Annotated in this window: 21 protein-coding genes; 9 read left to right on the top strand and 12 right to left on the bottom strand. The window is 67.8% G+C overall.

The genetic code is table 11. The features are described from left to right. The first annotated feature begins 6 nt into the window (after positions 1-6). Complete coding sequence (locus tag ACH413_RS13810) at positions 7-462, top strand: DUF2771 family protein (RefSeq protein WP_360046584.1); 456 nt, start codon at positions 7-9, stop codon at positions 460-462. Here ACH413_RS13810 and ACH413_RS13815 read toward each other — a convergent pair whose 3' ends face one another. Both ACH413_RS13815 and ACH413_RS13820 read right to left on the bottom strand, forming a co-directional pair. Continuing rightward, positions 463-1,047, bottom strand: coding sequence for an HD family hydrolase (locus ACH413_RS13815; protein WP_360046582.1), 585 nt, complete (start codon positions 1,045-1,047; stop codon positions 463-465). It lies immediately after the preceding gene. Positions 1,048-1,060: 13 nt separating this feature from the next. Next, positions 1,061-1,450, bottom strand: coding sequence for a cold-shock protein (locus tag ACH413_RS13820; protein WP_090065801.1), 390 nt, complete (start codon positions 1,448-1,450; stop codon positions 1,061-1,063). Positions 1,451-1,572: 122 nt separating this feature from the next. Here ACH413_RS13820 and ACH413_RS13825 point away from each other — a divergent pair, with 122 nt between their 5' ends. Next, positions 1,573-1,776 (top strand): hypothetical protein, encoded by a 204-nt coding sequence (locus ACH413_RS13825; protein ID WP_319975801.1) that lies wholly within the window; start codon positions 1,573-1,575, stop codon positions 1,774-1,776. Here ACH413_RS13825 and ACH413_RS13830 read toward each other — a convergent pair. After that, complete coding sequence (locus ACH413_RS13830; RefSeq protein WP_360046579.1) at positions 1,748-2,365, bottom strand: HAD hydrolase-like protein; 618 nt, start codon at positions 2,363-2,365, stop codon at positions 1,748-1,750. The two genes, ACH413_RS13825 and ACH413_RS13830, sit on opposite strands and share 29 nt — an antisense overlap. A gap of 52 nt (positions 2,366-2,417) precedes the next feature. Between ACH413_RS13830 and ACH413_RS13835 the strand changes: the two genes are divergently transcribed. Both ACH413_RS13835 and ACH413_RS13840 read left to right on the top strand, forming a co-directional pair. Continuing rightward, positions 2,418-2,960, top strand: a complete 543-nt coding sequence (locus ACH413_RS13835) for a TetR/AcrR family transcriptional regulator (RefSeq protein ID WP_093605457.1) — start codon at positions 2,418-2,420, stop codon at positions 2,958-2,960. Positions 2,961-3,015: 55 nt separating this feature from the next. Beyond that, a complete protein-coding gene (locus ACH413_RS13840; protein ID WP_360046577.1) occupies positions 3,016-4,221 on the top strand; it encodes an Nramp family divalent metal transporter in 1,206 nt (401 codons plus the stop codon). Here the strand turns inward: ACH413_RS13840 and ACH413_RS13845 are convergent. After that, on the bottom strand, positions 4,200-5,153 hold the full coding sequence (locus ACH413_RS13845) for a Gfo/Idh/MocA family oxidoreductase (RefSeq protein ID WP_360046575.1): 954 nt from the start codon (positions 5,151-5,153) through the stop codon (positions 4,200-4,202). The genes ACH413_RS13840 and ACH413_RS13845 overlap by 22 nt on opposite strands. A 22-nt stretch (positions 5,154-5,175) precedes the next feature. Between ACH413_RS13845 and ACH413_RS13850 the strand changes: the two genes are divergently transcribed. After that, entirely contained in the window at positions 5,176-5,550 is a 375-nt protein-coding gene (locus tag ACH413_RS13850) for a YccF domain-containing protein (RefSeq protein ID WP_360046573.1), read from the top strand. 57 nt (positions 5,551-5,607) lie between these two features. Here ACH413_RS13850 and ACH413_RS13855 read toward each other — a convergent pair whose 3' ends face one another. Then, positions 5,608-6,000, bottom strand: coding sequence for a VOC family protein (locus ACH413_RS13855; protein ID WP_360046571.1), 393 nt, complete (start codon positions 5,998-6,000; stop codon positions 5,608-5,610). Between the two features lie 106 nt (positions 6,001-6,106). On the opposite strand from ACH413_RS13855, the gene ACH413_RS13860 reads away from it, so the two are divergent. Continuing rightward, a complete protein-coding gene (locus ACH413_RS13860) occupies positions 6,107-6,589 on the top strand; it encodes a DUF3558 family protein (protein ID WP_360046569.1) in 483 nt (160 codons plus the stop codon). Here ACH413_RS13860 and ACH413_RS13865 read toward each other — a convergent pair. The 4 genes from ACH413_RS13865 to ACH413_RS13880 are packed head-to-tail and all read right to left on the bottom strand — an operon-like array spanning position 6,586 to position 10,277. Continuing rightward, positions 6,586-8,181 carry an AMP-binding protein gene (locus tag ACH413_RS13865; protein ID WP_360046567.1) on the bottom strand — a complete coding sequence of 532 codons (1,596 nt, stop codon included), beginning with the start codon at positions 8,179-8,181 and terminating at the stop codon, positions 6,586-6,588. The two genes, ACH413_RS13860 and ACH413_RS13865, sit on opposite strands and share 4 nt — an antisense overlap. A 14-nt stretch (positions 8,182-8,195) precedes the next feature. Beyond that, positions 8,196-8,981 (bottom strand): metallophosphoesterase, encoded by a 786-nt coding sequence (locus tag ACH413_RS13870; protein ID WP_360046647.1) that lies wholly within the window; start codon positions 8,979-8,981, stop codon positions 8,196-8,198. Between the two features lie 53 nt (positions 8,982-9,034). Then, positions 9,035-9,826, bottom strand: a complete 792-nt coding sequence (locus ACH413_RS13875; protein ID WP_360046565.1) for an HAD-IIA family hydrolase — start codon at positions 9,824-9,826, stop codon at positions 9,035-9,037. Positions 9,827-9,830: 4 nt separating this feature from the next. Further along, positions 9,831-10,277 carry a MarR family transcriptional regulator gene (locus ACH413_RS13880; protein ID WP_319975810.1) on the bottom strand — a complete coding sequence of 149 codons (447 nt, stop codon included), beginning with the start codon at positions 10,275-10,277 and terminating at the stop codon, positions 9,831-9,833. Between the two features lie 115 nt (positions 10,278-10,392). Here ACH413_RS13880 and moaA point away from each other — a divergent pair, with 115 nt between their 5' ends. The 3 genes from moaA to ACH413_RS13895 all read left to right on the top strand — a co-directional run bounded on the left by moaA (position 10,393) and on the right by ACH413_RS13895 (position 13,051). After that, positions 10,393-11,451, top strand: a complete 1,059-nt coding sequence (moaA, locus tag ACH413_RS13885; RefSeq protein WP_360046562.1) for a GTP 3',8-cyclase MoaA — start codon at positions 10,393-10,395, stop codon at positions 11,449-11,451. An 11-nt stretch (positions 11,452-11,462) separates the two neighbouring features. Next, positions 11,463-11,711: a MoaD/ThiS family protein gene (locus tag ACH413_RS13890; RefSeq protein ID WP_322789025.1), complete on the top strand. Its 249-nt coding sequence runs from the start codon at positions 11,463-11,465 to the stop codon at positions 11,709-11,711. Between the two features lie 692 nt (positions 11,712-12,403). Continuing rightward, entirely contained in the window at positions 12,404-13,051 is a 648-nt protein-coding gene (locus tag ACH413_RS13895; RefSeq protein ID WP_360046560.1) for a transglycosylase family protein, read from the top strand. 623 nt (positions 13,052-13,674) lie between these two features. Here ACH413_RS13895 and ACH413_RS13900 read toward each other — a convergent pair. From ACH413_RS13900 to moaC, 3 genes are read right to left on the bottom strand one after another with little or no spacing between them, the layout of a single operon-like run. Next, positions 13,675-14,100 (bottom strand): molybdenum cofactor biosynthesis protein MoaE, encoded by a 426-nt coding sequence (locus ACH413_RS13900; protein WP_360046558.1) that lies wholly within the window; start codon positions 14,098-14,100, stop codon positions 13,675-13,677. Continuing rightward, positions 14,097-14,567 carry a MogA/MoaB family molybdenum cofactor biosynthesis protein gene (locus tag ACH413_RS13905; protein ID WP_360046556.1) on the bottom strand — a complete coding sequence of 157 codons (471 nt, stop codon included), beginning with the start codon at positions 14,565-14,567 and terminating at the stop codon, positions 14,097-14,099. Before ACH413_RS13905 ends, ACH413_RS13900 begins: the two co-directional genes overlap by 4 nt. After that, positions 14,564-15,037, bottom strand: a complete 474-nt coding sequence (moaC, locus tag ACH413_RS13910; RefSeq protein WP_093605470.1) for a cyclic pyranopterin monophosphate synthase MoaC — start codon at positions 15,035-15,037, stop codon at positions 14,564-14,566. The genes ACH413_RS13905 and moaC overlap by 4 nt, the downstream gene beginning before the upstream one ends. Positions 15,038-15,077: the final 40 nt, after the last annotated feature.

Raw genomic sequence — 15,077 nt, forward strand, 5'->3', positions numbered from 1 at the left:
CCTGACGTGCGTCGACTTGCTTCTGTAATGGCCGCCAGCGTTCTCGTGCTGTCCGGATGTTCGCTCCAGCAGCACGACCCCGAGGTCACGTTCTACGCGAACGGCAAGACCATCCGCATGGAGCCGACGATCTACTGCGACGTCGAGGGCTCCAACTGCGCCGAGAAGAACGCGCCCGGCACGCTGAAGGTGCCGGCGGGCAAGGTCGTGCAGATCTCCGTGGACGGGCGGCTCGCGGACGGCCTCTGGGAGGTCGTGTGCGTGTTCGAGAACGCCGCGAAGGTCCAGGAGGGCTGCTCCTCGCCGTTGCTCGGCAAGGGCGACGACTACACGTACACGCTGGCCGTGCCGAACGACTCCGACCAGCTGCTGCGCATCGAGGTGCACGAGGCGGCCGGCGCGGTGCTGGAGACCGGCCAGCCGCTCATGCGCGGCTCGTGGGTCGTCGACGTCACCCGTTGATCACCGCCTGCCGAACGCCTCCCACCACTCGCTGGGGGCGATCCGCAGGGCCGAGTCCATCAGGGCCTTGCCGGTGTCGGTGACCACCGACGCCTGCATGGTCTGGATGAAGCGCTCCATCTTGGTGATGCCCGCGGCCTGGTACTCCCTGGCCTGCAACAACAACTCCAGCTTGTCCGCGTCACGCGAGCAGCGCGCCTCTGGCGTGTGGTCGAAGCCCTTGGCGGACTCGTGTTCGGCCACCAGCGCCTCGATGTGCGCGGCCAGCGGCGCGGGCAGGTGCTGGACCTGGTCCCGCGCGACCTGCTCCGGCGGCATCTTCACGTCGAGGTAGAGCTTGCCGACGTACGGGATGTCACCGATGCGTGCCTCGGGCACGTCGTGGAAGAGGCCCAAAGTCGCCGCCCTGTCAGGATTCGCGCCCTCCTGCACGGCGATCGCGTACGCCAGAACGCCCACCCGGAACGAGTGGGCGGCCACCGACTCGGGGTTCTGCACCCCGGCGAAGAGCCACCCCGCTCTGGGCAGGCGTTTGAGCTGGCCGACCTCGTAGACGAACTCGACGATCCTGTCAGCGTCAGACATGACGCTGATCCTTTTACGGATCGAGGTCCCGCGCCACCACGCGGACGGCCTCGGCGACGAGCTTCATGGTCTTCTTGTCGGACGGGTAGCGGCCGCGGCGCAGGTCAGGCTGGACCTTGTTCTCGAGGAGCCTGATCACTTCCTCGATCAGACCGTGCAGCTCCTCGGCGGGACGGCGGCGCGCCTCCGCGACGGACGGCGCCGGGTCGACCAGGCGCACGGACAGCGCCTGCGGACCGCGGCGGCCTTCGGCCATGCCGAACTCGATGCGCTGGCCGGCCTTGAGGCCTTCGACACCGGCAGGCAGAGCGGCTTTGCGGACGTAGACGTCCTCGCCACCGTCCTGGGTGACGAATCCGAAGCCCTTCTCCGTGTCGTACCACTTGACCTTGCCGGTCGGCACCGCGCTCACCATTCCCTTGTCTGCATGACGAACGCGCCCCAGGCGTACCCAGGACGCGTTCCACCAGAGTAGCCAGAAGACCTTGAGGAAGGCACCTCCGTTAGCGCGACTACCCTGCACCTATGACCGTTCCGAAGTTGATGCCGCTGGCCATCGGCCTGTTCGCCGTGGGCGTACTGGCGATCATCGCGGTCTTCGTGCTCTTCGCCCTGGGCCACAGCGACCTGCCCGCGTGGCTGAACTTCGCCGGCACCTACCTGCCCGCGATCGGCCTCGGCCTCGGGATCGTCGCGGTGATCAGGAAATCACGCCAGAAGAAGTCCTGAGCCACTCCGGGAACTCCCGCAGGTCCTCCAGCACGACCGCCGCGCCCGCCTCGGTCAGTTCCGCACGCGAGCACGGTCCCGTGACGACGCCGACGCCCAGCGCGCCGGCGGCCCTGGCACCGTTCATGTCGCCGATGTGGTCACCGACGTAGACGGCGGCGCCGTGCAGCTTGAGCGACTCGGCCTTGCCCGTCGACCACAGCTCGCCGTAGAGGTGGTCGACCTCCCAGCCCATGGCTTCCAGGTGCAGCGCGGCGTTCTTGCGGTACTTGCCGGTGACGACCATGGTCCGGCCGCCCAGTTCGCGGACGCAGGCGAGGGCTTCGGCAGCGCCGGGCAGCGCGACCGTGCCGGGGATCACGAGCTCCGGGTACAGGGCGCGGAAGAGCGAGACCATGTCCGGGATCTCCTCCTCGGGCACGCCCATGTCGCGGTAGGTCATGTCGAGGGGCGGGCCGAGGTTCGCCGCGAAGTGCTCGCCGTCGAGGGCGTGCCCGGTGCGGGCGCCCACCTCGTTCAGCACGGCGGCCATGCCCGGCCGCGGGTCGATGAGGGTCATGTCCAGGTCGAAGCCCACAGTGAACGGCACAGAACCTCACTCTACGTCTTTACAAAACCTGTAAACGTGTAAAGGTGAATGGGTGAGCGACATCACCGAGCTCTTGCTGGACTCGGCCGCCGACCTTCTGGCGACCCGTGGATTCCACGGGCTGCGCATGATCGAGGTCGCCAGTCGCGCCGGAGTGAGCAGACAGACCGTCTACAACGAGTTCGGCAACAAGGAAGGGCTCGTCCAGGCCGTCGCCGTGCACAAGACGGAGGAGTACTTGACCGGGATCGCGACCCGGCTCAAGGAGGACCCCGACCCGTGGGAGGCGATGCGGTCGGCGTTCCGCTTCACCTTCGAGCAGACCGAGAAGGACCGCCTGGTCTCGGCCGTGCTGACCGGGCAGAACGCCGAGGACCTGTTGCCGTTCATCACGATCCGCGGCCATCCGATCCTGTTCCACGCCACCGAGGTCGTCGAACAGCACCTCAGCAACCACTTCCCCGGCAGGCACGTGCGGTTCACGGCCGAGACGACCGTGCGGCTCGCCCTGAGTCATCTGCTGATGCCGAGCGGGGATCTGGACGGCGCGATGGACGCCGTCGTCAGGGTCGCCAGAGTGACGATGGACGCATGATCGGGTAGCTGCGGCACCCTTGTTGCAATAATCCTGCAACAAGAGGAGGTGTCCGGTGGTCGCTGTCTCGGCCCGCCTGCGTGCGGGTGCGGCGTTGCTCGGTCCGGCGTTCGTCGCCGCGATCGCGTACGTCGATCCCGGGAACGTGGCCACCAACACCGCGGCGGGCGCGCGGTACGGGTACCTGCTGGTGTGGGTGCTCGTCGTCGCGAACGTCATGGCGGGGCTCGTGCAGTACCTGTCGGCGAAACTCGGCCTGGTCACCGGGAAGTCGTTGCCCGAGGCGGTGCGGGACCACCTGCCGCGTCCGGTGCGGCTCGCGTACTGGGGCCAGGCCGAGGTCGTCGCGATGGCGACCGATCTGGCCGAGGTGCTCGGCGGGGCGATCGCGCTGCACCTGCTCTTCGACCTGCCGTTGCTGCTCGGTGGCGTGATCACCGGTGTGGTGTCGACCGTTCTGCTGCTGGTGCAGGACAAGCGCGGGCAGAAGCCGTTCGAGCGGGTGATCACGACCATGCTGTTCGTGATCGCGGTCGGGTTCATGGCGGGATTGTTCGTGTCACCGCCTTCCGTTGGCGGTGCGGTTTCCGGGCTGGTGCCGCGGTTCGACGGCGCGGACAGCGTGCTGCTCGCGGCGGGCATGCTCGGGGCGACCGTGATGCCGCACGCGGTCTACCTGCACTCCGCGCTGGCCCGCGACCGGCACGGCAGGAATCCGTCGGTGCTCGGCGCGACGAAGGTCGACGTCGTGGTCGCGATGGTGCTGGCGGGCGCGGTCAACATGGCGATGCTGCTGCTCGCCGCTTCCGCTTTGCAGGGTCGCGAAGGCGTGGACACGTTGGAAGGCGCGCACGCGGCGATCGGTGCCACGTTGGGTGGCGGGATCGCGCTGCTGTTCGCTTTGGGTTTGCTGGCTTCGGGTTTCGCGTCCACCGCTGTCGGTTGTTACGCCGGAGCGGTGGTGATGGACGGGCTGCTGCGCGTGCGGATCCCTTTGCTGACAAGGCGTTTGATCACGCTGGTGCCGGCGCTGGCGATCCTGGCGGTCGGCGTCGATCCGACGTTCGCCTTGGTGCTGTCGCAGGTCGTGCTGTCGTTCGGCATCCCGTTCGCGCTGGTGCCGTTGGTCTGGCTGACCTCGCGCCGGTCCGTGATGGGCTCGTTCACGAACCGGCGCTCCGTCACGTTCGCCGCGTGGGGCGTGGCCTTCGCGGTCGTCGTGCTGAACGTGGCGCTGATCTACTTGACGACGTCCGCGTAGGAGACGCCGAGCTGACCGAGCGCGGTCTCGAGGATGCGCATGATCTCCAGCGAGTCGCTCCACGACATCTCGGAGTGCTCGATGAAGCCCATCGCGATCCAGTCGTCGACCGAACGGATCTGGTGCGTGTAGCCGCCGTCCTCGATCTCGTGCTCGACGCCGTTGATGACCACCCTGGTGGGGTTGTAGAACGCGTCGGGGATGTCGATGCGTCCCTCGGTGCCGACGATGGTGGCGCTGCTGCCGGTGTTCGCGGCCAGTGAGCAGCTGAGCAACGCCTGGGCACCGTTCTCGTAACCCAGCAGGATGCCGGCGTCAGCGTCCACTCCGGTCGGCGCGAGGCTGCCGTGCGCGTGGATGTGCGTTGGTACGCCTAGAAGTTGATGCGCGAGCGAGACCGGGTAGATGCCGAGGTCGAGGATCGAGCCACCGCCCGCTTCCTTGGCCCACAGGCGGTCGGCCGCGTCGAAGGTGTGCCGGAACCCGAAGTCCGCGCGGATCATCCGCACATCACCGATCTCACCGTCGTCGACGGCCTTCGCGATCTTCTGGATCAACGGGTTGAAGCGCGTCCACATGGCCTCCATGAGGAACCACTGCTTCGTCCTTGCCCGTTCGATCATCTCCTCGACCTGCGCGACCGTCAGCGCGAGGGCCTTCTCGCACAGCACGTTCTTGCCGGCGTCCAGAGCGGCGAGCACGACCTCGTGGTGCTGGCCGTGCGGCGTGGCGACGTAGACGATGTCGACATCGGGGTCGGCGAGCAGGTCGTGGTAGTCGCCGTACGCACGCGCGATCCCGAACTTCTCCGCGAACTTCTCGGCCTTCGCGATGTCGCGCGACGACACGGCGCCCACCTCGACGCCCGCCTTCAGCATGTCGGCGGTCACGGCATGCGCGATTCCACCTGTAGCGATCACACCCCACGTCATGAGGTGAGCTTAGATTGGAGGCATGCGCCTCATCCTCAACGTGATCTGGCTGGTGCTCGCCGGTTTCTGGATGGCCGTCGGCTACGCGGTCGCCGGCCTCATCTGCTGCGTCCTGATCATCACGATCCCGTGGGGCATCGCGTCGTTCCGGATCGCGAACTACGCGCTCTGGCCGTTCGGCCGCGAGGTCGTGGACAAGCCGGGCGCGGGCACCGGATCGCTGCTGGGCAACGTCATCTGGATCATCGTCGCCGGACTGTGGCTCGCGATCGGCCACGTGCTCACCGGCATCGCGCTCTGCATCACGATCATCGGCATCCCGCTGGGAATCGCGAACTTCAAGCTCGTGAAGGTCTCGCTGGTGCCGCTGGGCAAGGAGATCATCGAGGTTCCCTGAGGGTCGTCCGCGCCTCGTCGGGGCGAGGCGCGGACGACCACTCGGTGGCACGTGCCGTCAGGCTTCGCCGTCCAACAGCTCGTGCAGGCACAGGATGTTGCCCTCGGTGTCGGTGAACCACGCCGCGCGCTCGTTGCCCATGACCGCGATGTGGCCGGTGGTCTTGAAGTCGGGCAGGTCGTAGTCCTCGAAGCGCACGCCTTTGCCTTCGAGTTCCGCGATCTCGCCCTCCAGATCGGGCACCTCGAAGCTGATGGCCGTCTGCCGGCTCTGCGCGCCCTTCTCGGCGGGCCTGAGGCCCAGCGCGTCGCCCTGGCCGAGCGCGAAGATCCGCGTGCCGTCCTCGGTCGTGGTGATGGGCTTGAGGCCGAGCATGTCGGCGTAGAAGCGGCCGGCGCGCTCGGGGTCTTCGACGGGCAGCATCGTCGTGGTTCTGGTGGCGGTGAGCATGCGCGCCTCCTTCGGCGGAATCCACTGATGTTGCGCCGGTCACACCTTTCCCGCAAGAGGCACTTTGACCTGCGCAGATTGTTGATTCGCGGGACGATTTCGCTCCGTGAACGCTCTGCGCCTCGCTGTGCTCGCCATCGCCCTCGGACTGTCCGGTTGCGCGATGATCCGACCTCCGGTCAAGACCGTCGAGCCCTTCGTGGCGCCGTCGACGACGCCCGCGGACACGCCCGCGTGCCGCCTGTTCGATCCGGCCGACCTGACCGAGCACCGGTTCTACAACGGGTACGCGAACGCTTCGAGCTGCTTCTGGCTCTCGGACGACTCCGGCCCGCTCTCGATCAACCTTCGCGAGAGGTCCACGCCCGAGCAGTACCTCGGGAAGCCGGAGGGCCTGAAGACCTCCCCGATCACCATCGGCGGGCACTCCGGGCTGCTCGCCGAGAACAGCAGGGGACCAGGCACGTGCGGTGTCGTGCTGACGCGTCCCGGCGGCGTCACGGCCGCGGATGTCCTCACCGACGCCGGTGGCAGGTCGTGCGAGATCGCCCAGGCCGTGATGAAGGTGATCGAGCCGAAGTTGTCCTAGGCGTGCTTCGCGCTGTCGTCGAGGCCGAGCAGTTCCACCGACTTCGCCCGCATCTCCACCTTGCGGATCTTGCCGGTGACCGTCATCGGGAACTCGTCCACCACGTGCACGTACCGCGGGATCTTGTAGTGGGCGAGCTTGCCGGCGCAGAACTCCCTGACGGCCTCGGCGGTCAGCCCGGAGACGCCGTCGCGCAGGCGCACCCAGGCCATCAGCTCCTCACCGTACCGGGCGTCGGGCACGCCGATCACCTGGGCGTCGAGCACGTCCGGGTGGGTGTAGAGGAACTCCTCGATCTCGCGCGGGTAGACGTTCTCGCCGCCGCGGATGACCATGTCCTTGATGCGGCCGGTGATGTTCACGTAGTCGTCGTCATCCATCACCGCCAGGTCGCCGGTGTGCATCCAGCCGGCCTGGTCCACGGCTTCGGCGGTCTTCTCCGGCTCGTTCCAGTAGCCGAGCATGACGGAGTAGCCGCGCGTGCACAGCTCCCCCGGCTCGCCGCGCGGGACCGTGCGGCCCGTTTCCGGGTCCACGATCTTGACCTCGAGGTGCGGACCGACCCGGCCGACCGTCCCCACGCGACGGTCGAGGGAGTCGTCCACGCGCGTTTGCGTTGACACCGGGGAGGTTTCGGTCATGCCGTAGCAGATCGAGACCTCGCGCATGCCCATCCGGTCGACGACCTGCTTCATCACCTCGACCGGGCACGGCGAGCCCGCCATGATGCCCGTGCGCAGACTGCTCAGGTCGTAGCCGTCGATCAGGTCCAGCATCGCGATGAACATCGTCGGCACGCCGTAGAGCGACGTGCACTTCTCTTCTTCAACGGCCGCAAGGGTTCGAGCCGGGTCGAAGGCCGGTGCCGGGATCACGACGCACGCGCCGTGGCTGGTGGCGGCGAGGTTGCCCATGACCATGCCGAAGCAGTGGTAGAACGGCGGCACCACGCAGATGCGGTCGTCCTCGGTGTAGTTGATCAACTCGCCGACGAAGTAGCCGTTGTTGAGGATGTTGTGGTGCGAGAGCGTCGCGCCCTTGGGGAAACCCGTGGTGCCGGACGTGTACTGGATGTTGATCGGGTCGTCGCGGTCCAGCTCGACGTCCGGGATCTCGTCGCCGGTCCACTGTGGATCGTCGACGTAGACGACGTTCTGCAACGACGAGCAGCGCGGCCGCACTTCCTCGATCATGGCCGCGTAGTCGGAGGTCTTGAACGACCGCGCGGACACCAGCGTGTGGATGCCCGCCTGGTTCAGCACGTACTCCAGCTCGTGCACGCGGTACGCCGGGTTGACGTTGACCAGGATCGCGCCGATCCGAGCCGTCGCGTACTGCACGAACACCCACTCGGCGCAGTTCGGCGCCCAGATCCCGACCCGGTCGCCCTTGCGCACGCCGAGCGCGTGCAGCCCGGCGGCCGCGCGGGAGACCTCCTGCGCGAGTTCCGCGTACGTCCACCGTCGATCTGTGGCTTTGTCGACAAGTGCCTCGCGGTCACCGAAGCGCGCGACGGTCGCCGCGAGGTTCGCGTGGATCGTGTCGCCCAGCAGCGGCGCGGCGGACGTGCCCGAGGAGTAGCTGGCGGTCATCCACCAGACGGTAGTCAGGCTCCGGCGTATGGCAAGGGGACGACCAGGCACGGACCGCCGCTGTAGAGGCCCGCGTCGATCGCCAGCACCTTGTCGTCGGCGTAGACGAGCGGCCCGTCGATCTGGTCCGGCGGCACCCCGAGCTGGTCGGCGATGACGCTGTGGCCGTGCACGATCGTGCTGCCCCCGAGGGTCGCGAGCAGCTCGTCCGCGATTTCCGGACCCTGCGGACCCCGGAACGCGTACCGGGTCGTCATCTTGCGCCAGCACTCCCACCAGTCGACGAGGTCGTCGCCCTTGAGCACGTGCCGGACGGCCTCGTTGACCTCTTCGATCGAGGCCCCCCATTCGAGGTAGGCCACCGTGTCGGAGTGCATCAGCAGGTGATCGTCGCGCAGCTTCAGCACGGGCCGGTTGGTGAGCCACTCGACGTGCTCGTCGGTCAGCCGGTCCTGGTCGCTGCGCAGCCCGCCGTTGAGCAGCCAGCTGCGCGCGAACGACCGCGGCCCCATGCTGTCCGGCACCTGCTCGTCGCCGAACCGGTGCATGCCGAGCAGCAGGACCTCGTGGTTGCCGATCAACGAGCTGACCGTGCCGCCCGCCTCCGCCGCCTCCTCACCGAGGCGCATGACCAGATCGATCACGCCCACCCCGTCGGGCCCGCGGTCCACGAAGTCGCCGAGGAACCAGAGCTCGGCCTCGCCACCCGTCCAGTGCCCGTCCTCGTCGCACAGTTCGGCCGCGTGCAGCGCTCTGATCAGTTCCTCGAGGTGCCCGTGCACGTCACCCACGACGTACATAGGGCGTCGATCCGTGTCCACCTCCGCGACGATAGGTGATGAACCCTCGCGCGTCAGTGGTCAGTCCAGTCGCCGAACGGGTCCTGAGAGTGACCGACGAGCTCGGCGATCGACTTCAGCACGCGCGTGGGGCGGTACGGGAACATCTCGGCGCTCTCGGCGGTGAAGACGCCGGACAGCACGAGGATGGTCGACAGACCCGCTTCCAGGCCCGAGCGCACGTCGGTGTCCATGCGGTCGCCGATCATCAGCGCGTTCTCGGAGTGCGAGCCCAGCGCGCGCAGGGCCGAGCGCATCATCAACGGGTTCGGCTTGCCGACGTAATAAGGCTCACGGCCGGTGGCGCGCTCGATCAACGCCGCCACGGCGCCGGTCGCGGGCAGCGAGCCCTCGCGCGACGGGCCTGTCGCGTCGGGGTTGGTCGCGATGAACTTCGCGCCCTCCTCGACCAGGCGGATGGCCTTGGTGATCGCGGTGAAGCTGTAGGTGCGGGTCTCGCCGAGCACCACGTAGTCCGGGTCGCGGTCGGTCAGCACGTAGCCGATCTCGTGCAGCGCGGTGGTGAGGCCGGCCTCGCCGATGACGAACGCCGAGCCGTTCGGGCGCTGCGAGTCGAGGAACTTGGCGGTGGCCAGCGCGGACGTCCAGATCGACGACTCCGGGATGTCCAGGCCGGTGCGCTGCAGACGCGCGCGGAGGTCCCGTGGCGTGTAGATGGAGTTGTTGGTGAGCACGAGGAACGGGGTCTCGGCGGCGCGAAGCTCCGCGACCAGCTCGTCCGCTCCCGGGATCAGGTGCTCCTCGTGCACGAGGACGCCGTCCATGTCCATCAAGTAGTGCCACATGGGTCTAAGTATCGATCACGCGGGCGCGGAACGTCGCGATCTGGAGCTGGAGATAACGTTCGATCACCTGGAGTTCATCGTCGCCGAAGTGACCGAGCACCTCGATGAGGCTCTGCCGGGCCTCCTCGAACAGCTGCCCGAACTTCTCCACGTCGCCGACGGTGACCTCGACCAGCACCTTGCGGCGGTCGTGCGGATCCCGGACGCGGCGGACGAAACCGGCGTGTTCGAGGCGGTCGATCACGCCGGTGACGGCGCCGGTGGAGAGCCCGGAGAGCTCGGCGAGACGACCGGCCGTGATCGGCCCCTCGGCCCTCATCGCCAGGTCGATGCACTTCTCGTCGGTCGCGGACAGGCCCATCCGCGCGGCGACCTTCGTGTGGAACATGACGGTGAGCGCGCTCTGCTCCCGCATGTACCAGGTGAACCTCTCGAGCACTTCAGGTTCCATGTTGAACATCTTAGCCGCTAAGACAATTGGTTGTGAGAGTGCTCCAAACGGGCAGAGAGTGAGAAACCTCGTTTGTGGAGTCACCTACAACGGGTTGTTCATTAAGCTGAACAAGGTGACTGCAGTTGAGCTGGGACTACCCATCGTGCGCGGCACCCCTGACGTGTCCGCACGTCCGGACTCGCCGCTGCTCGTCGACAGGTTCGGCCGCGTCGCGAAGGACCTCCGGGTCTCGCTGACCGACCGCTGCAACCTGCGCTGCACCTACTGCATGCCCGCCGAGGGCCTCGACTGGCTGCAGAAGGACGAGCTGCTCACCGACGACGAGCTGATCCGGCTCATGCGCATCGCCGTGGTCGACCTGGGCGTGACGGACATCAGGTTCACCGGCGGCGAGCCGTTGCTGCGGCGCGGCCTGGAGCAGGTCATCGCCGCGACGGCCGCGCTGGAGCCCCGTCCGCGCATGTCGATGACGTCGAACGGCATCGGCCTCAAGCGCAGGGCCCAGTCGCTCAAGGACGCCGGCCTGAACCGCATCAACGTCTCGCTCGACACCCTCGACCCCGACCGGTTCGCGACGCTGACCAGGCGCGACCGCATCACGGACGTGCTGGACGGCCTCGACGCCGCCCGCGAGGCCAGGCTGGAACCGGTGAAGGTCAACTCCGTGCTGCTGCGCGGCATGAACGAGGACGAGGCCGTCCCACTGCTGCGGTTCTGCGTCGAGAACGGCTACCAGCTGCGGTTCATCGAGCAGATGCCGCTGGACCCGCAGCACGGCTGGACGCGCACGAACATGGTCACGGCCGATGAGATCCTCACGATGCTCTCGTCCGCCTACACGCTGACGCCGGAGGAGACCCCGCGCGGCGGTGCCCCCGCCGAACGCTGGCTGGTCGACGGCGGCCCCGCGGTGGTCGGCGTGATCGCGTCGGTGACCAGGCCGTTCTGCGCCGCCTGCGACCGCACCCGGCTCACCTCGGACGGCCAGATCCGCAACTGCCTGTTCAGCCAGAGCGAGACCGACCTGCGCGCGCTGCTGCGCGACGGCTCCCCCGACGCCGCGATCGCCGACGCCTGGCGTGCCACGATGTGGGCCAAGGCGGCCGGCCACGGCATCAACGACGCGGGCTTCTCGCAGCCGGACCGCCCCATGAGCGCCATCGGAGGATGACAGTGACGGCCGTGAAGATCCGCTATTTCGCGGGCGCCCGCGCCGCGGCCGGGGTGGCCGACGAGGACCTGCTGCTCGACGCCTCCGAGCCGACGGTGGCCCTCGTGGTCAGCACCATCGGCGAACGGCACGGCGACAAGCTCGGCAAGGTCCTCGCCGCGTCGAGCTTCCTGCTGGACGGCGTCGCGGTCCGCGACACGTCGGTGCGCGTGCCCGCGGGCTCTCAGCTGGACGTGCTGCCGCCGTTCGCGGGCGGCTGAGCCGAGCGGCGTACACGTCGTGGCGTGCCGCTGGCTCTTCCTGTGCCTCCGCCGGCTCCTGGCCGGCCGGTAGTACTGGTTCGACGGGGCGAGGAAGACCAGCGCGGTGCCCGCCGCGAAGAAGACTGCGCCGATCACGGCGCAGCTCGCGGCCTGGCCCACCTCCGCGTCGCCCAGGTTCACGACGCCGCCCGGCCCCCTCTAGAGGGTCAGGAAGGCCAGCAGCACCAGGGCGATGATCAACACGCGAGGGCGTTTCGGACGCCGTGCCGGCTCGGTCATGCGGTCCGCGTGGCGCCCCTTTCAGGGGACCGGTCCCCGCCTCCGATGGCCCAGCACGCGTGAGCCACGCCTCACTTTCCGTAATAGTTTTCGCCCGATCTCAGAATGGAAACGGACCGATAACGACACCTTTGACCTGCGCGTTTGTAGGCTCTGCACAACGCGCCAAACTGTTACTGTGATGCGCGTCACAGCCGCAAACATTTGGTGAGGGCCCCGCCGGTTACGTACGGTCGCTCCTCGGCTGGCCCCGAACCGGCCACGAGCACTACCGGAGCACCAGCACCGAGCCCAGTCCGAGGGTGTTCCGGAACAACCCCGAGCGAGAGAAACCGCCGGACTGGGACGCAGGAACGTACCGGGCCCCGAACCCGAGTTCCTGGCAGCAGGTGCGGTGGACCGAGAGGCACATGGCTTTCAACCGAGGCAAGCAGGGCAAGCAGAGTTCCGCCGCTCGCACTATCGCCAAGGTCGCGGCTGTCGGCATCATCGCCGGCGCCCCTCTGGGCCTGGCCGTTGGCACCGCCAACGCGGCCCCTGGAATGGACTGGGACGCACTCGCGCAGTGCGAGGCCAGTGGCAACTGGGCCGCCAACACCGGCAACGGCTTCTACGGGGGCCTGCAGTTCACGCAGGGCACCTGGAACGCCAACGGCGGCCAGGGCAACCCGGCCAACGCTTCCCGCGAGGAGCAGATCCGCGTGGCGGAGAACGTGCTCCGCACGCAGGGCTCGCAGGCGTGGCCCGCCTGCAGCGCCAAGCTCGGCGCCTACGTGGGCAAGAGCGCCCCGGCCCCGAAGCAGCAGGCGCAGCCCCAGCAGCGCAAGGCCCAGCCGCAGCAGCGCCAGACCGCACCAGTGCAGCAGGCGCCGGTCGTCGCGCTCGCGGGTTCGAAGACCAACCCGGCCGGCAACTACGAGATCAAGGCGGGCGACACCCTGTCGAAGATCGCCGAGGCCAACAAGGTCGCCGGCGGCTACCAGGCCATCGTGGAGAAGAACAAGGACTTCCTCACGAACCCGGACCTGATCTTCCCGGGCCACAAGATCCTGATCTGAGTCTTCCAAGACCAGACCGATCCACCACGGATCTGACAGGCCGCACGAACGCCAGCCCTTTCGACTCGGGCTGACACAGGACCAGGGATCTCACCGTTACCCCCCGACGGTGAGGTCCCTGCCTGCGTCTCCGCACAAGGGCGACGAGCGGGGCGGAAGCCGGGCAACGACCCCACGCAAAGCGCCCCTCCGCTGGAACGTGACGAACGCCCGCAAGCCGACCGACGCGGCCCCCTTGCCGCCATCGCAACCGGCACCGCGCGGTGCCACCAGACGCCCAACAACGAAAAGCAACCACGGACGAAACCTGGCGGCGCAATGCCGAAGGCGAGCCGTCTGAACCTAGAGCGCCGGGTAGCGGTGCACCCCGCTCATGGCGATTGGGGCTTGACCTTGAGGGGCTGGGTGCCACCCTGTCTGGGCTCGGCCGGGGCGCTTTGAACCCCGGCTTGTGAGGCCGACTACGCACCCAGCTAGAGGCTCAAGGTCAAGCCCCAATCGCAACCCCGCACTTCGTCACTACCTGATGGACCACCCTCGGAAAGCGACCACTCGCACGGAACGCGACCAACCCCGCTGAAACAGCAACGGCCCGCACGCAACCCGCACCGCACGGCAACGGCTCAGGGGCAGTTGACCCACTCGTCCTCGCCCCCAGGAAACACCTGCCGCTTCCACACCGGCAACCGAGCCTTGACCTCATCCACCAGGTCAGCACAAAGGGAAAACGCTTCCCCCCGATGCTCAGCAGCCACCGCACAGGCCAGCGCGACATCACCGATCTTCAACGGCCCAACCCGGTGCGAAACAGCAATCCCATGCACCCCGGAGTACTTCTCAGCCAAGGCCGAAACAACCTCAGCCACCACGTCCGCAGCAGAAGGATGCGAGTGGTACTCCAACTCCAGCACCGACCGCCCACCGTCGTGATCCCGCACCACACCGGCAAAGGTGACCACGGCACCGGCCCGATCAGACCCGACCAAAGCCGCGTGCTCCTCAACCGACAACGGCTCCGAGGTGACAACGGCCCGCAACACCACGCTCATCGATGGTCACCTCCACGCAGCTGGTCGAGAGCATGCTCAACGACCGAGGACAACACGTCCAGCCCGTCCCGCACCCCACCGGTGGATCCAGGCAGGTTGACGATCAACGTCCGCCCGGCAACCCCGGCCACCCCGCGCGACAACACGGACCCGGGCACACGCGGCCATCCGGACATCCGAATGACGTCAGCCAACCCGGGCACCTCGTAGTCCAGAACAGCACGGGTGGCTTCCGGAGTCCCGTCAGTCGGGTTGATCCCGGTCCCACCAGTGGTCAGAACAAGTTCGGCCCCAGAAGCCACCGCGTCAACCAGCGCCTCACGAACCGGATCGCCATCAGGCACAACGACCGGCGAGGAAACCGAAAAGCCGCGCGCCGAAAGCCACTCGACGATCAGAGGCCCGCTGCGATCGGCGTAAACCCCAGCGGCAGCACGGTTGGACGCGGTGATCACCACGGCCTTCACGGGCGTTCCCACAGACCGGACTTGCCGCCTTCCTTGCGCTCCACCCGAACCGCGTCCAACGACGCGGCGGGGTCGACCGACTTCACCATGTCGTGCAACGTCAGCCCGGCCACGGAGACCGCGGTCAAAGCCTCCATCTCGACTCCGGTGCGGTCGGTGGTGCGCACCGTGGCCGTGATCAGCACAGCGGAGTCCGCGAGAGCCAGATCCACCACCACCGACGACAACGAGATCGGGTGGCACAGGGGCACGAGTTCCCAGGTGCGCTTCGCGGCCATGATGCCGGCGATCCGGGCCGTGGCCAGGGCATCGCCCTTGGGCAGGCCGTCGGCGCCCAGCAACTCCACCACCTCGGCGGTCGTGTGCAGGATCCCGGTCGCCACGGCGGTCCGGGTGGTCTGCTCCTTGCCGGAGACGTCGACCATCCGGGCCGCGCCGTGGGAGTCCAGGTGGGTGAACTGCTTGGTCATATGGCGATCGTATGCCTGCCCAAGGCGTACAGCCCGTGCG

This window comes from Lentzea sp. NPDC020367, assembly GCF_044387305.1.
Taxonomy (GTDB): Bacteria; Actinomycetota; Actinomycetes; order Mycobacteriales; family Pseudonocardiaceae; genus Lentzea.

What these genes read in the sequence shown, in the direction of transcription:
- ACH413_RS13815 (WP_360046582.1), bottom strand. Translation starts at nt 1,047, where the DNA reads ATGTCTGACGCTGACAGGATCGTCGAGTTCGTCTACGAGGTCGGCCAG.
- ACH413_RS13825 (WP_319975801.1), top strand. Translation starts at nt 1,573, where the DNA reads ATGACCGTTCCGAAGTTGATGCCGCTGGCCATCGGCCTGTTCGCCGTG.
- ACH413_RS13845 (WP_360046575.1), bottom strand. Translation starts at nt 5,153, where the DNA reads ATGACGTGGGGTGTGATCGCTACAGGTGGAATCGCGCATGCCGTGACC.
- ACH413_RS13850 (WP_360046573.1), top strand. Translation starts at nt 5,176, where the DNA reads ATGCGCCTCATCCTCAACGTGATCTGGCTGGTGCTCGCCGGTTTCTGG.
- ACH413_RS13855 (WP_360046571.1), bottom strand. Translation starts at nt 6,000, where the DNA reads ATGCTCACCGCCACCAGAACCACGACGATGCTGCCCGTCGAAGACCCC.
- ACH413_RS13865 (WP_360046567.1), bottom strand. Translation starts at nt 8,181, where the DNA reads ATGACCGCCAGCTACTCCTCGGGCACGTCCGCCGCGCCGCTGCTGGGC.
- ACH413_RS13870 (WP_360046647.1), bottom strand. Translation starts at nt 8,981, where the DNA reads ATGTACGTCGTGGGTGACGTGCACGGGCACCTCGAGGAACTGATCAGA.
- ACH413_RS13875 (WP_360046565.1), bottom strand. Translation starts at nt 9,826, where the DNA reads ATGTGGCACTACTTGATGGACATGGACGGCGTCCTCGTGCACGAGGAG.
- ACH413_RS13880 (WP_319975810.1), bottom strand. Translation starts at nt 10,277, where the DNA reads ATGGAACCTGAAGTGCTCGAGAGGTTCACCTGGTACATGCGGGAGCAG.
- ACH413_RS13895 (WP_360046560.1), top strand. Translation starts at nt 12,404, where the DNA reads ATGGCTTTCAACCGAGGCAAGCAGGGCAAGCAGAGTTCCGCCGCTCGC.
- ACH413_RS13900 (WP_360046558.1), bottom strand. Translation starts at nt 14,100, where the DNA reads ATGAGCGTGGTGTTGCGGGCCGTTGTCACCTCGGAGCCGTTGTCGGTT.
- moaC (WP_093605470.1), bottom strand. Translation starts at nt 15,037, where the DNA reads ATGACCAAGCAGTTCACCCACCTGGACTCCCACGGCGCGGCCCGGATG.